The sequence below is a fragment of the Achromobacter xylosoxidans genome, assembly GCF_001457475.1.
GTDB lineage: Bacteria > Pseudomonadota > Gammaproteobacteria > Burkholderiales > Burkholderiaceae_B > Achromobacter > Achromobacter xylosoxidans.
In genome coordinates this window covers 2,756,716-2,769,656 of record NZ_LN831029.1, presented here as the reverse complement: position 1 = coordinate 2,769,656, position 12,941 = coordinate 2,756,716, and the positions used below count along the sequence as shown (strand labels likewise).

Annotated in this window: 15 protein-coding genes; 2 read left to right on the top strand and 13 right to left on the bottom strand. The window is 69.6% G+C overall.

Features of this window, described 5'->3' with window-relative positions; all coding sequences use genetic code 11:
• Positions 1-100 precede the first annotated feature (100 nt).
• The 6 genes from AT699_RS12500 to mltG form a co-directional block, all read right to left on the bottom strand.
• Positions 101-838: an IclR family transcriptional regulator gene (locus tag AT699_RS12500; RefSeq protein WP_006385305.1), complete on the bottom strand. Its 738-nt coding sequence runs from the start codon at positions 836-838 to the stop codon at positions 101-103.
• Between the two features lie 261 nt (positions 839-1,099).
• A complete protein-coding gene (locus AT699_RS12495; RefSeq protein WP_024068665.1) occupies positions 1,100-2,023 on the bottom strand; it encodes an ankyrin repeat domain-containing protein in 924 nt (307 codons plus the stop codon).
• Positions 2,024-2,062: 39 nt separating this feature from the next.
• Positions 2,063-2,833 (bottom strand): TatD family hydrolase, encoded by a 771-nt coding sequence (locus AT699_RS12490; protein WP_024068664.1) that lies wholly within the window; start codon positions 2,831-2,833, stop codon positions 2,063-2,065.
• Positions 2,834-2,908: 75 nt separating this feature from the next.
• Positions 2,909-3,958: a DNA polymerase III subunit delta' gene (holB, locus tag AT699_RS12485; protein ID WP_020927395.1), complete on the bottom strand. Its 1,050-nt coding sequence runs from the start codon at positions 3,956-3,958 to the stop codon at positions 2,909-2,911.
• Positions 3,955-4,578, bottom strand: coding sequence for a dTMP kinase (gene tmk, locus AT699_RS12480; protein WP_006384542.1), 624 nt, complete (start codon positions 4,576-4,578; stop codon positions 3,955-3,957). The genes holB and tmk overlap by 4 nt, the downstream gene beginning before the upstream one ends.
• The gene (gene mltG / locus AT699_RS12475) at positions 4,575-5,714 is read right to left on the bottom strand and encodes an endolytic transglycosylase MltG (RefSeq protein ID WP_024068663.1); all 1,140 of its coding nucleotides are present in this window, start codon (positions 5,712-5,714) and stop codon (positions 4,575-4,577) included. Before mltG ends, tmk begins: the two co-directional genes overlap by 4 nt.
• Before the next feature lie 157 nt (positions 5,715-5,871).
• On the opposite strand from mltG, the gene ygfZ reads away from it, so the two are divergent.
• Positions 5,872-6,870 carry a CAF17-like 4Fe-4S cluster assembly/insertion protein YgfZ gene (gene ygfZ, locus AT699_RS12470; protein WP_024068662.1) on the top strand — a complete coding sequence of 333 codons (999 nt, stop codon included), beginning with the start codon at positions 5,872-5,874 and terminating at the stop codon, positions 6,868-6,870.
• Between the two features lie 6 nt (positions 6,871-6,876).
• Here the strand turns inward: ygfZ and AT699_RS12465 are convergent, their stop codons facing one another.
• The 7 genes from AT699_RS12465 to AT699_RS12435 all read right to left on the bottom strand — a co-directional run bounded on the left by AT699_RS12465 (position 6,877) and on the right by AT699_RS12435 (position 12,342).
• Positions 6,877-7,566 (bottom strand): VIT1/CCC1 transporter family protein, encoded by a 690-nt coding sequence (locus tag AT699_RS12465; protein ID WP_024068661.1) that lies wholly within the window; start codon positions 7,564-7,566, stop codon positions 6,877-6,879.
• Positions 7,567-7,623: 57 nt separating this feature from the next.
• On the bottom strand, positions 7,624-8,061 hold the full coding sequence (locus AT699_RS12460; protein WP_020927391.1) for a PaaI family thioesterase: 438 nt from the start codon (positions 8,059-8,061) through the stop codon (positions 7,624-7,626).
• 1 nt (position 8,062) lies between these two features.
• Positions 8,063-8,953, bottom strand: a complete 891-nt coding sequence (mmsB, locus tag AT699_RS12455; protein WP_024068660.1) for a 3-hydroxyisobutyrate dehydrogenase — start codon at positions 8,951-8,953, stop codon at positions 8,063-8,065.
• 80 nt (positions 8,954-9,033) lie between these two features.
• Positions 9,034-10,209 carry an enoyl-CoA hydratase/isomerase family protein gene (locus AT699_RS12450; RefSeq protein WP_024068659.1) on the bottom strand — a complete coding sequence of 392 codons (1,176 nt, stop codon included), beginning with the start codon at positions 10,207-10,209 and terminating at the stop codon, positions 9,034-9,036.
• The gene (locus tag AT699_RS12445; RefSeq protein WP_024068658.1) at positions 10,206-11,360 is read right to left on the bottom strand and encodes an acyl-CoA dehydrogenase family protein; all 1,155 of its coding nucleotides are present in this window, start codon (positions 11,358-11,360) and stop codon (positions 10,206-10,208) included. The genes AT699_RS12450 and AT699_RS12445 overlap by 4 nt, the downstream gene beginning before the upstream one ends.
• Before the next feature lie 210 nt (positions 11,361-11,570).
• Complete coding sequence (locus AT699_RS12440; RefSeq protein ID WP_020927387.1) at positions 11,571-11,918, bottom strand: RnfH family protein; 348 nt, start codon at positions 11,916-11,918, stop codon at positions 11,571-11,573.
• A complete protein-coding gene (locus AT699_RS12435) occupies positions 11,908-12,342 on the bottom strand; it encodes a type II toxin-antitoxin system RatA family toxin (protein WP_006385176.1) in 435 nt (144 codons plus the stop codon). The genes AT699_RS12440 and AT699_RS12435 overlap by 11 nt, the downstream gene beginning before the upstream one ends.
• Before the next feature lie 105 nt (positions 12,343-12,447).
• On the opposite strand from AT699_RS12435, the gene smpB reads away from it, so the two are divergent.
• The gene (smpB, locus tag AT699_RS12430; protein ID WP_006385177.1) at positions 12,448-12,915 is read left to right on the top strand and encodes an SsrA-binding protein SmpB; all 468 of its coding nucleotides are present in this window, start codon (positions 12,448-12,450) and stop codon (positions 12,913-12,915) included.
• The last annotated feature ends 26 nt before the right edge of the window (positions 12,916-12,941 follow it).

Sequence of the window (12,941 nt, the reverse complement as noted above, 5' to 3'; positions counted from 1 at the left end):
GGATGCGGATACGGCGATCGGAGCGGCGTAACGGGTGTGGCGGTGTCTAGAGATGAGGCGGGAATGGCGGGGACAACGAGGAATCCGGGTACGAAATAGGTCAGTGCGCCTGCAACTTGCCCGAGATGCGGCGGGCGGCGGCGACGGTCAGGTCGATGAAGGCCTGCGGCCGCTGGGCGGCGCGGGTGGACGGCGCCATCAGCGTGATGGAGGCCACCGCCTGGTTGGCGCGCTGGAAGATCGGCACGCTCACGCCCCAGACGCCGGCGTCGACTTCGCTGTCGGTCACGGCATAGCCCTGGGCGCGGATGGCCTCCAGTTCGTCGGCCAGGCGCGCCGGGTCCAGACCCGATTCCCTGGCCAGCACGGCCAGCGCAGCCTGCAGCCGTGCCGCCGGCATGAACGCCAGCAGCGACTTGGCCGAGGCGCCCCGCGCCAGCGGCAGGCCGCGGCCCTTGGTGAAGGAGCACCGCAGCGGGTGCTGGCTTTCGACCATGTCCAGGCATACCGCCTGGTCCTTGACGGCCACCAGCAGGCCGATGGTCTCGCCCGACGCCGCCGCCAGGGCGGCCATGTCCGGCTGCGCTTCGTGGATCAGGAACGAAGACTGGTCGAAGCCCCAGGCCAGTTGCACGCACAGCGGGCCGGGGCCGTATTCACCCTCATGCTCGGCGACGAAGCCCCAGCGCTTGAGCAGCGCCACCTGGCGGTACAGGGTGCTCTGGGCCAGGCCGGTCTTTTCCGCCAGCGCGGCGATGCTCAGGGGGCCGTCGTGCCGGGCCAGCGTGGCCAACACGTACAGCACGCGGTCCGCGCCCGCCCCTACCGACTGATCCATCGAAAAGCACTCCAGATGTTGATGGCCGCCAGATTATCAATTCATGGTGTAAAAACGACCAATATTTCCCATCCATTGAGAATAACAAGGGAAAACCCCGAACAAAGGATGCGAAAAATCCGACGCGGCACGGCTTGAGCCGGTCTCGCGGGGCCATGCGCGGGAGGCCGTCGATCCTCGCGCCCTCCCCGCGCGCCGGCCGGACGGCCAAGAAAAAACCCGCCATCGGGCGGGTTTGCAAGGAAGCGGGACCGCAGGCGCTCAGGGCGCCGCAGGCTGGTCGTAGTTGTTCAACCGCACGCCCGACACGCCGCCGACGCTGGGCGCGGACTTCGGGCTGGCGTCCTGCGCGGCGGGGGCTGGCGAGGACGCCTGCGCCGGCGCGGCGGGCGTTGCGTCCGTGGCAGCGGGCATCGCGGCGCCCGCGACGTCGCCGTCCGCGGCTCCCGGCACCGGCGCCTCGGGTTCGGGCGGCGTGCTGGCGCGGCGGGCCCGTTTGGCGTCCTCCTGCTGGGCGATCAGGGTCTTCAATTCCGCGGCCAGCTTGGCGGACTTGCCCGTGGTCGCCCAATCGGACGCGTCCTGGCCCTTGGTGTCGCGCGTGGTGACGTCGGCCCCTGCCTTCAACAGCAGGTCCACCATTGCCCTGTTGCCCGACAGCGCCGCCATCATCAACGGCGTCTCGCCGTTGGGCGCGGGTGCGTTCACCATGGCCTTGTTGTCCAGCAACAGCCGCGCCATCGCCAGCTGGCCCTTGGACGCGGCATAGTGCAGCGGCGTCCAGCCCAGGCGATTGACCTGGGCCCCGCGCGCCATCAGGCTGCGGGCGCGGTCGACCTGGCCGGCGATGGCCAGGTACATCAACGGGGTCTCGCCCGCCGGATTCTCGGCATTGACGTCGGTGCGCGGATTGGCCGCCAGCGCGTCGAAGACCTTCCAGGCGCCATCCACCACCGCCCGCATCAGGGCCGGCTGGCCGTTGCGGTAGCGCACGTTGGGATCGGCGCCCCGGGCCAGCAGTTCATTGATCTCGTCGGGGTAATCGTTGGCAACGTAGACCCACCAGTCCGAGGGATTGGCCGCCGCCTGGGCGGCCGGCGCCGCCACGGCGACACACAGCGCCAGCAGCGCGCCGCGGCAATGGGAAACAAGGCGGTGACGGGAGAACGCGTTGCGGGCAGCCATGGTCATCCTGATAAATTACTGTAGATATTTGACTTTAAATTATCTCTTTATCTTATTGAAAAGATTAAAGAAATTATCGGTCGACGCCCGCGCCACCTCGGCCACGCTGATACCCTTGAGCTCGGCGATCTTCTCGGCCACGTGGATCACCTTGGACGGATCGTTGAGCTTGCCCCGGTACGGCACCGGCGCCAGGTACGGCGAATCGGTCTCGATCAGCAGCCGGTCCAGCGGCACCTTGGCGGCGACCTCGTGCACCACGTGGGCGTTCTTGAAGGTCACGATGCCGGACAGGGAGATGAGGAAATTCTGGTCGAGCGCGGCCTGGGCCACTTCCCAGGTCTCGGTGAAACAGTGCATCACGCCGCCGACCTCGGCCGCGCGTTCCTCGCGCAGCATCCGCACCGTGTCCTCGGCCGAGGAACGCGTATGCACGATCAGCGGCAGCCCGGTGTCGCGCGCCGCGCGGATGTGGCGGCGGAAACGCTCGCGCTGCCAGTCCAGCGGCTCGGACAGGCGGTAATAGTCGAGCCCGGTCTCGCCGATCGCCACCACCTTGGGATGCGCCGACAGGCGCGCCAGTTCCTCCGGCTCCGGATCGGGCGTGTCTTCGTAGTCGGGATGCACCCCGACCGAAGCCCACAGGTTGGGCTGCGGCTCGACCAGCGACATCAGGCCCGGCCATTCGGGCATGTTGACGCTGACCACCAGCGCGTGGGTCACCTGGTTGGCGGCCATGCGATCGAGGATCGCGGGCAGGTCGGCCGCCAGCTCGGGAAAGTTCAAATGGCAGTGTGAATCGACGTACATGAGGCTTGGATCAGGGATGGCGCGACGCCGCCGCGGCCACCCGGGCGGGGTGGCGGGCGGCGGCGTCACGACGGGTTATGCCTGGCAGGATAGCACCACGCGCTGCAGCGTCGCGTGGGCGAAAAGCTTGCCGTTCAGGGGGTGCGTGGCCAGCGCGCGCTGGCGCGTGAGCCAGCGCGCCGCTTCGGCGGCACGCGCGGTGTTCATGCGCCCCGCCACCTCGGCCACGGCCGCCGCCAGCGTCGGGAAATAACGCACCGGCGCCCCGGCGGCGGCCAGCATCAGGTCGGTATACAGGCGCTGCAAGGCGTCGATCCACTCGGCGGGCGCGGCCTTTTCCAGGGCCTCGGCCAGGGTGCCGACGTCCGGCGTCTGGCCCTTGGCCAGGGGGCCGACCAGTTGCGTCAGCCATGGCGGGCAGGCCGTTTCCGCATGCTGCGCCAGGCGCAGCGCCGCCAGCGGCGCGCCGCCCGCGGCGGCCAGCCATTCGCGCGCCGGCTCCACATTCTGGTCGCGCAGCCATTGCAGCGCGGTGTCGGGATCGGGCGCCGGCAGCGGCAGGCGGCGGCAGCGCGACACCAGCGTCGGCAGCAGGCGATCAGGCGCGTCCGCCACCAGCAGGAACACGGTGTGCGGCGGCGGCTCTTCCAGCACCTTGAGCAGGGCATTGGCCGACACCACGTTCAGCGCGTGCGCCGGATACAGCAGCGCCACGCGCCAGCCGCCCCGGTGCGTGGCGGTGTTGAACCAGGATTCCAGCGAGCGGATCTGGTCGATGCGGATTTCCTTGGACGGCGCCTTCTTGGCCGCGCCGGCGGCGGGTTCGGCGTCTTCCGAGACCTCGGCGGCGTCGGCCCCCTCCTCGACCGCCACGGCCTCGGGCCGGATGCGGCGCAGGTCGGGGTGGTTGCCGCTGGCGAACCAGGCACAGGCGGCGCAATGGCCGCAGGCCAGGCCGTCCTGCGGCGTCTCGCACAGCAGGCTGGCGGCGGCGGCCACCGCGAAATCGAGCTTGCCGATGCCGGCCAGGCCATGCACCAGCCAGGCATGGGCGAAGCGCTCGCGGTTGCCCAGCCAGGCGCGCGCCGTCTCCATCTGCCAGGGCAGGAACTGGGGCGCGCTCATGGCCGGACCGCCACCAGTTCGCGCAGCCCGGCTTCGAGTTCGGCGCGGATCGCGGCAATCGCGCGGGTCGAATCGATCACGCGGATGCGGTCGGGCTCGGCCGCGGCGCGGGCCTGGTAGGCCGCGCGGGTGCGTTCGAAGAAGGCGGCGCCTTCGCGCTCGAAGCGGTCCGGCTCGCGGGCGTCGGCCAGGCGCGCGCGCGCCACCTCCAGCGGCACGTCGAACAGCCAGGTACGGTCGGGCCGGCCCGCCTGCATCCAGGTTTCCAGCGCGGCCACGCGTTCGGCGCCCAGGCCGCGGCCGCCGCCCTGGTAGGCGTAGGTGGCGTCGGTATAGCGGTCGCACACCACCCAGGCGCCGCGCGCCAGCGCCGGCTCGATGACCTGGTGCAGGTGCTCGCAACGGGCCGCGAACATCAGCAATGTTTCGGTGTCCAGGCCCATCGGGTCGGTCAGCACCAGCGCGCGCAGCTTTTCGCCCAGCGGCGTGCCGCCGGGTTCGCGCGTGGACACCACCTCCAGGCCCTGGCCGCGCAGGAACTCGGCGATCCACTCGGTGTGGGTGCTCTTGCCGGCGCCGTCCACTCCCTCCAGCGTGATGAAACGTCCGCGTGAGGTCATTGCTCTTGTCCTTCTGCTGGCGCCGGATCGCTGTCCGGCGCGGGGGTGGATGCGGGTTCCGGGGCCGGCGCGCCCGAGGGCGCGGCCGGGGCCGGTGGCTTGCCGGCGGGGGCCGGCCGCGCCGCCGGGGTCTGGCCCAGGATATAGCGGGAGACGTTGCGATTGTGCTCGGACAGGTTCACCGAGAACTCGCTGGTGCCATTGCCGCGCGACACGAAAAACAGGAATTTGTGCTGCTCGGGCTGCACCGCGGCCAGCAGCGACGCGCGGCCGGCGGCCGCGATCGGCGTGGGCGGCAGGCCCGGACGCGTGTAGGTGTTCCAGGGCGTGTCGGTCTGCAGGTCGCGCTTGCGGATGCGGCCCTGGTAGGCATCGCCCATGCCGTAGATGACGGTGGGGTCGGTCTGCAGCAGCATGCCGATCTTCAGGCGGTTGGCGAACACGCCCGCGACCCGGCGGCGGTCCGGGCCATGGCCGGTTTCCTTCTCGATGATGGACGCCAGCACCAGCGCCTCGTACGGCGTGGACAGCGGCAGGCCGGACTGGCGCTTGGCCCAGGTGTCGTCCAGGATGCGCTGGCCTTCCTGGTAGGCGCGGCGCAGCAGGTCGTAATCGGTGCTGCCCGGCGTGAAGACGTAGGTATCGGGAAAGAACAGGCCTTCCGGATGCTTGATGTCCGAGCCCAGGCGTTCCATCAGCGCCTCGTCGCTGATGTCGCCCAGCGTCTGCTTGACGTCCGGGTTCTCGCGCAGCGCCTGGCGGATCTGGCGGAAGGTCCAGCCCTCCAGGAAGGTGATCTGGCGCTGGGTCATGTCGCCGCGCGCCATGCGTTGCAGCAGCAGCCACGGCGTATCGCCGTTGATGGCCTGGTAGCCGCCCGCCTTGAGCAGCTTGTCCTGTTCCGACAGGCGCGCCATCCACACGAACCCCGGCTCCCAGACCGGCACGCCGGCCGCATTGAGCGCGCGCGCGACCGTGCGCGGGCTGCTGCCCGGGTCCACCACGAAATCGATCCTGTCGGCCGACAGGGGAATGGGTCGGTGCATCCAGTGCCAGGCCGCGCCGACAGCCGCGGCGGCGGCCAGCACGATGAGCAGGAAAGACCACAGGAAGTAAAAACGGAGTCGCTTCTTCATAAGTGTGGGAAGTTTAATGGATCGCGCGCCCCTGTCGCTGCAAAACAAGGGCCGGAGCGCGTCACGCGCCCCTTTGCCCGTCGCGGGCATGGGCCTGCCGGAATGAGAACACAGCTATCATCAAGCCTTTGATGACGAGTCTCGGGCCTACCCAGCCATGCATGCTTTCTTTGCTTCGATCCCGGCGCGCGCCGAAGGTTGCGCGCAATGCGCCCCCCTGGAGGATTTCGCGGTTTTCGGTGCCAGCGGCGCCGACGCGCTGACCTTCCTGCACGGCCAGCTGACGCAGGACGTCACCGGCTTGCCGGCCGACGCCGCCCGCCTGGCCGGCTATTGCACGGCCAAGGGCCGCCTGCTGGCCACGCTGGTCATGTGGCGCGGCGCCGATCCGGCCGAAGACGCGCCGCGTCTCTACGGCCTGGTGCGCCAGGACCTGGCCGCGGCCCTGGTCAAGCGCCTGTCCATGTTCGTGCTGCGCGCCAAGGCCAGGCTGGCCCCGGCCGCCCTGCACGTCGCCGGCGTGCAGGCCGCGCCGGCCCAGGTGGCCGCGCTGGAAGCCGCCGCCGGCGCGCTGCCGCGCGCCCCGTGGCAGCGCGCCGAGCTGCCCTCGGGCACCTGGATCGCCGCCCCCTCGGCCGACTCCGCGCTGCGCTGGTGGTGGATCGCCTCCGACGCGCAGCTGGCGGCGGCCGCGCCGCTGGCCGCCGTGCTCGGGCTGGCCCCGGCCGCCCAATGGCACGCCGCCGACCTGGCCGCCGGCATTCCCTGGATCACCACCGCCACCCAGGATGTCTTCATCCCGCAAACGGTCAACCTGGACCTGATCCAGGGCGTCAGCTTCACCAAGGGCTGTTATCCGGGCCAGGAAGTGGTGGCGCGCAGCCACTACCGCGGCACGGTCAAGCGCCGCATGGCCTTCGGCACCATTGCCGGCGCCGACCTGCCAGGCGCCGAGCTGGCCGGCAAGGACGTGTTCGACGCCACCCAGCCCGGCGAACCCGCCGGCCGCATCGTCGACGCTTCCCGCGCGCACGACACGGTATCGGTGCTGTTCGAAACCACGTTGGCCGCCCTGCCGGAAGGCGACCTGCGGCTGGGCGCGGTTGACGGCCCGCGCATCGCCACGGCGCCGCTGCCCTACGCCATCACGCCGTAACGGGCGTCAGACCACGGTGCCGAACAGGGCGCCGACGCCGGCGGTCACCGCCATCGCCAGCGCCCCCAGCACGGTCACGCGCAGCGCCGCCGGCGCCTTGGGCGCTCCCCCGGCCCCGGCGGCCAGGGCCCCCAGACAGGCCAGACAGGCCACCGACGCGGCGATCACCGAGCCGATCAGCGGCGCCCCCGGCACCAGCGCGGCCACCACCAGCGGCAACGCGGCGCCGCCGGCAAAGGAAGCCGCCGACGCCACCGCCGCCTGCACCGGCCGCGCGCGGTTGTGCATCGAAATGCCGAGCTCATCGCGCGCGTGGGCATCGAGCGCATCGTGGCGCGTCAACTGCCGCGCCACCTGTTCCGCCAGGTCGCGCGACAGGCCGCGTTCAACATAGATCTCGATCAGTTCCTCCAGCTCTTCGCCCGAATTGCGCTTGAGCGAACGCTGCTCCATACGCAGGTCGGCGGCCTCGATGTCCGATTGCGACCGCACCGAGACGTATTCACCGGCCGCCATCGACAGCGCGCCGGCCACCAGGCCGGCCAGGCCCGAGGTCAGCACCACCTCGTGCGCGGCCTGGGCGGCCGCCACGCCGGTGATGAGGCTGGCGGTGGACACGATGCCGTCGTTGGCGCCCAGCACGGCGGCGCGCAGCCAGTTGCTGCGGAAAATCCGATGGTGTTCTTTGGAAGGCATTGCCGTAGACCCGATCAAGGTGCGACAAGGCTTGCGGCGGCCCCCGCCGCAAGCGGCTCAACGCGGCGTCACGCGCACCGCGGTGAGCAAGCCTATCACGCAAAGCGTGGCCTGTTCGCCCTCGTAGGCATGCACTTCGACCTGGCAGATCGACAGGCGCTTGCCCGGCTTGACGACGCGGCCGCTGGCCACGTAGCGCTCGCCCTTGGCCGGCGCCAGGAAGTTCATCTTGAATTCCGAGGTCAGCACGTCCTCGCCCGGCTGGAACAGGCTGAAGGCGGCGTAGCCGCCGGCCGAATCGGCAATGGTGGTGGAGATGCCGGCATGCAGGAAGCCGTTCTGCTGGCACAGGTCGGCGCGGTACGGCAGGACGATGTCCACCCTGCCCGGCTCGACCACGTCCAGGCTGGCGCCGAGCAGCCGCATGATGCTCTGCCGCTCGAAGCTCGCCTGGACCCGCCCGGCCGGATCGGCGCAAGTGGCGGGCGTGGCCATGTCAGTCCTGGTCGCGCTTGACCAGGTTGACGATGCTGGAGAAATCCAGCCGGCCCGAGCCGCCCGCGCTGTGCAGCGAATACAGGTTGCGCGCCAGCTCGCCCAGCGGGATCGAGGCGCGCGCCGACAGCGCCGCCTCGGCCGCCAGGCCCAGGTCCTTGAGCATCAGGTCGACGCCGAAGCCGCCGGCATAGCCCTTGGAGGCCGGGGCATGCTCCATCACGCCGGGCCACGGGTTGTACAGCTCGGTGGCCCAGTTGCGGCCCGAGCTCTTGGCGATGATGTCCGACAGCACCTTGGGATCGAGGCCGTTGGCCACGCCCAGCGCCAGCGCCTCCGAAGTGCCGGCCATGAGGATGCCGAGCAGCATGTTGTTGCAGATCTTGGCGACCTGGCCGGCGCCCGCGGGGCCGGCATGGAAGATGTTCTTGCCCATCTTCTCCAGCACCGGGCGGGCGCGCTCCAGCGCCGCGGCCTGGCCGCCGACGATGAAGGTCAGCGTGCCGGCGGCGGCGCCGCCGGTGCCGCCCGAGACCGGCGCGTCGATCATGGCGATGCCGCGAACCTCGGCCGCCTGGGCCACCTTGCGGGCCGAGTCCGGCGCGATGGTGCTGCACTCGATCACCAGCGCGCTGGACGGGATCTTGCCCAGCAGGTCCTGGTCCAGGTACAGGCCTTCGACGTGCTTGCTGGCCGGCAGCATCGAGATCACCACCTCGGCGCCCTTGACCGCCTCGGCGGCCGAGGCCGCCGACTTGGCGCCCGCGTCGGTCAGCACCTTGACCGCCGCCGGCACCAGGTCGAACACCGTCAGGCTGTGGCCGGCCTTGACCAGATTCAACGCCATGGGCGCGCCCATGTTGCCCAAACCGATAAACGCGATACTGCTCATGATGTCCTGTCTCCTGTTGCTATTGCTGTAGGTATGAAATCAGTGTTGCGACGCGATGCCGGCCCGCTTCGCGGCGGGCGTCAGCGGCCTTCCTTGCCCAGGTCGTCCAGCGGATGCGGCTGGCCTTCGGGCCAGGGCTCATCGAAGAACTTCTGCACCCAGGCCTCGGTGGCCATGTCCAGCACCGCGGGGTTCCAGCGCGGCTTCTTGTCCTTGTCGATCAGCAGCGCGCGGATGCCCTCGGCGAAATCGCCATGCGCGGTGCAATGCAGCGCGGCGATGTATTCGGCGCGGAACACGTCGTCCAGCGACCGCAGCCGCATGCGCTGCTGCAGCGCGAACGACAGCCGCAGCGAGCCGGGCGAGCCGGCCAGCATGGTGCTGGCGGCGCGCGCCAGCCACGGATCGGCGTGGTCCTTCAGGCCGGCCAGTTCCTCGTAGATCTCGTCCAGGCGGTTGCCGCTGCACAGGCTGTTGATCAGGAACGAATGCTGGCGCAGGTTGCCGCCTTCCAGCGGCGCCTGCGGCTCCAGCGCAGTCAGGGCCCGGCGCAGCAGGCCGTCGTTGATCGAACGCGGTGGAATCGCGTCCTCGGCGCCGCCGCTGGCCTGGCCGGCCCAGGGTTGCTCTTCGAGCGAGGCCAGCAGCTTGGGCCAGTCTTCGTGGTTCAGGCGGAAATCCGCCAGCCCGGCGAAGAACGCGTCGGCGGTGTTGATCTGCGCGCCCGTCAGCGCCAGGAACACGCCAGTGCGGCCCGGCATGCGGTTCAGCAGCCAGCTGCCGCCCACGTCCGGGAACAGGCCGATGGAGACCTCCGGCATCGCCAGCCGCGAGGTCTCGCTGACCACGCGGTGGCTGGCGCCCATCATCAGACCGATGCCGCCGCCCATGACGATGCCATGGCCCCAGCACAGCACCGGCTTGGGGTAGCTGTGGATGCGGTAGTCCAGGCGGTATTCGTGTTCAAAGAAGCGGCGCGCGTAGGCATTGCCCCAGGCGCCCTTGCCGGCGTTCTCGGTCATGCTGCGGTACAGGCCGTGCAGGTCCCCGCCGGCGCAGAAGGCCTTTTCGCCGGCGCCCTGCAGCACCACCAGCGCCAGGCCCGGGTCACGCGCCCAGGCCTCCAGGCGCTCGGCCAGCAGGTCGACCATCTCCAGCGACAGGCCATTCAGGGTCTGCGGCGCATTCAGCGTCGCGATCCCGAAGCGCATTCCATTGGCGGCGGCCCTTTCTTCGAACAGCACCGGTGCATTCATCTTATGTCGGCTCCTTTTTCCAACAATTGGCGGGCGATGATCACGCGCATGATCTCGTTGGTCCCCTCCAGAATCTGATGTACGCGAGTATCGCGCACCAGACGCTCCAAGGGATAGTCCCGCAGGTACCCGTAGCCGCCATGGATCTGCTGCGCGTCCAGGCAGATCTGGAAACCCATGTCGGTGGCAAAGCGCTTGGCCATGGCGCAATAGGTGGCCGCGTCGGGCGCGCCCGCATCCAGCTTGCAGGCCGCCAGCCGCACCATCTGGCGCGCCGCCACCAGGTGGGTGGCCATGTCCGCCAGCTTGAACTGCAGCGCCTGGAATTCCGCCAGGCGGCGATTGAACTGGCGCCGCTCGTCCATGTAGCGGCGGGCCGCGTCGAGCGCGCCCTGGGCCGCGCCGACCGAGCACGTGCCGATGTTGATGCGGCCGCCGTCCAGGCCCTTCATGGCGATCTTGAAGCCCTCGCCTTCTTCACCCAGCAGGTTGCCGGCCGGCACGCGCACGTTCTCGAACACGATCGGGCGGGTGGACTGGCTGTTCCAGCCCATCTTCTCCTCCTTGCGGCCATAGCTGATGCCCTCGCTGTCGGCCGGGACGGCAAAGGCGCTGATGCCGCCCGCGCCCTCGCCGCCGCTGCGCGCCATCACCACCAGCAGGTCGGTGTCGCCGCCGCCCGAGATGAAGGCCTTGGCGCCGTTGAGCACGTAGTGGTCGCCCTGGCGCTGCGCCCGGGTCGACAGCGAGGCGGCGTCGGAGCCGGCGCCCGGTTCGGTCAGGCAGTACGAGGCCAGCTTCTGGCCGCTGGCCAGCAGCGGCCCCCAGGCCTCGCGCAGGGCCGGCTGGCCCCACTTGCCGACCATCCAGGTGGCCATGTTGTGGATCGTCAGGAACGCGGTGGTCGACGGGTCGACGGCGGCCATTTCCTCGAACACCAGGGTGGCGTCCAGGCGCGGCAGCCCCAGGCCGCCGATGTCCTCGCTGGCGTAGATGGCGCAGAAGCCCATCTCGCCGGCGCGCGCGAACGCCTCCTTGGGGAAGATGCCCTCGGCGTCCCAGTGCGCCGCGTGCGGCGCCAGTTCGCCTTCGGCATAGTCGCGCGCGGCCTGCGCGAACGCGCGCTGCTCGTCGGTCAGTTCCAAGTCCACAGCCTGTCTCCTGATGTAATCGGTATTGTCTGTTGGCGTTGCTGCCGTCTCGTGAACGCCAGCCAGGCCATTTTGACATGACGTTGACGTAAACGTAAGTGTGCGGCGCAGTCAATCTTACGCCGGAAGCGCCGGCGCGATTTGTCCTATTGATGACAATGTGGCGGCGTCGACCTGCCGCCGCCGGGCACGGCCGCCCCGTCGCGCTGGCTACAGCAGCCCGGCCGGGCGCACTCGCCCGTTGCGGGCGGTCCTGGCGCGGCGGTGCTCGGCGCGGCGGCGCCGCGATTCCTTGGGATCGAAGCTCAGCCCGCGATAGATCTCGACCCGGTCGCCGTCACGCAGCGGCGTGCCGGCCTCGACCACGCGGCCGAACACGCCCACGCCCCGCTCCCACGGCTGGACCACCGGGAAGGCCTGGGCAAAGCCGCTCTCGCGCAGGGCGTCGGCCACCGTCGCGCCCGCCGGCAAGCGCAGTTCGCGCAGCCAGACCTGGGCTGGCAAGGCATAGCAGACCGACACCGCGATCCGCCCGTCCGCGCACGCCTCATTCCCCATACTTGGCCTGCGCGCGCTTGGTGAAGGAATCGATGAAACTGGTGGCGATGCGGTTGAACACCGGCCCCACCACCATTTCCAGCGCCCGGTTGGAGAACGCGTATTCCATGGTGAACAGCACCTTGCAGGCGTCCTCGGCCAGCGGCTGGAACTCCCAGTGCCCCACCAGGCTGGAAAAAGGCCCGTCGACCAGTTCCAGGTCGATGCGGTCGGGGTAGACGTGCCGGTTGCGCGTGGTGAAGCGCTGCTTCATGCCCGCGAAGCTGATCAGGATGGACGCCTGCATGCCGTGCTCGTCGCGCGTCTGCACCTCGGCGCCGCCGCACCACGGCATGAACTCGGGGTACTTCTCCACGTCGGCCACCAGGTCGAACATCTGGGCGGCGCTGTAGGGCACCAGGACGGATCGCTGTACTTTGTGCATCGACTATCGCAAATGGCTAGAATGATAGGATTTTACCGGCACCGCGCCATCCGGGGCGCAAACGGGCACAAACGAAGAACAAACGGGCATATTGGGCCCCACAAGATGAGCATTATCGATAACCGCAAGGCCACGCACGACTACTTCATCGAAGACCGCTACGAAGCCGGCCTGGTTCTCCAGGGCTGGGAGGTCAAGGCGATCCGCGACGGCCGCGTGCAGCTCAAGGAAAGCTACGTCATCGTGCGCGATGGCGAACTGTTCCTGCTGGGCATGCACGTCAGCCCCCTGCCCACCGCTTCCACCCACATCCACCCCGACGCCATGCGCACGCGCAAGCTGCTGCTCAAGGCCGAGGAAATCAGCAAGCTGATCGGCAAGGTCGAGCAGCGCGGCTACACGCTGGTGCCGCTCAACCTGCACTACAAGAACGGCCGCATCAAGCTGGATTTCGCGCTGGGGCGCGGCAAGAAGCTGTTCGACAAGCGCGACACGGCGCGCGAGAAAGACTGGCAACGCGAGAAAGAACGCATCATGAAGCACGATACGCGCGCCTCGCGCAAGGACAGCTGAACCGTATCGCCACGCCGCCCCGCCGG

Excerpts from the sequence above, each read along its gene's own strand:
- AT699_RS12440 (WP_020927387.1), bottom strand. The coding sequence starts at position 11,918 with ATGGGGAATGAGGCGTGCGCGGACGGGCGGATCGCGGTGTCGGTCTGC.
- smpB (WP_006385177.1), top strand. The coding sequence starts at position 12,448 with ATGAGCATTATCGATAACCGCAAGGCCACGCACGACTACTTCATCGAA.
- mltG (WP_024068663.1), bottom strand. The coding sequence starts at position 5,714 with ATGAAGAAGCGACTCCGTTTTTACTTCCTGTGGTCTTTCCTGCTCATC.
- AT699_RS12490 (WP_024068664.1), bottom strand. The coding sequence starts at position 2,833 with ATGTACGTCGATTCACACTGCCATTTGAACTTTCCCGAGCTGGCGGCC.
- AT699_RS12500 (WP_006385305.1), bottom strand. The coding sequence starts at position 838 with ATGGATCAGTCGGTAGGGGCGGGCGCGGACCGCGTGCTGTACGTGTTG.
- mmsB (WP_024068660.1), bottom strand. The coding sequence starts at position 8,953 with ATGAGCAGTATCGCGTTTATCGGTTTGGGCAACATGGGCGCGCCCATG.
- AT699_RS12460 (WP_020927391.1), bottom strand. The coding sequence starts at position 8,061 with ATGGCCACGCCCGCCACTTGCGCCGATCCGGCCGGGCGGGTCCAGGCG.
- ygfZ (WP_024068662.1), top strand. The coding sequence starts at position 5,872 with ATGCATGCTTTCTTTGCTTCGATCCCGGCGCGCGCCGAAGGTTGCGCG.
- AT699_RS12435 (WP_006385176.1), bottom strand. The coding sequence starts at position 12,342 with ATGCACAAAGTACAGCGATCCGTCCTGGTGCCCTACAGCGCCGCCCAG.
- holB (WP_020927395.1), bottom strand. The coding sequence starts at position 3,958 with ATGAGCGCGCCCCAGTTCCTGCCCTGGCAGATGGAGACGGCGCGCGCC.
- AT699_RS12450 (WP_024068659.1), bottom strand. The coding sequence starts at position 10,209 with ATGAATGCACCGGTGCTGTTCGAAGAAAGGGCCGCCGCCAATGGAATG.
- tmk (WP_006384542.1), bottom strand. The coding sequence starts at position 4,578 with ATGACCTCACGCGGACGTTTCATCACGCTGGAGGGAGTGGACGGCGCC.
- AT699_RS12465 (WP_024068661.1), bottom strand. The coding sequence starts at position 7,566 with ATGCCTTCCAAAGAACACCATCGGATTTTCCGCAGCAACTGGCTGCGC.
- AT699_RS12495 (WP_024068665.1), bottom strand. The coding sequence starts at position 2,023 with ATGGCTGCCCGCAACGCGTTCTCCCGTCACCGCCTTGTTTCCCATTGC.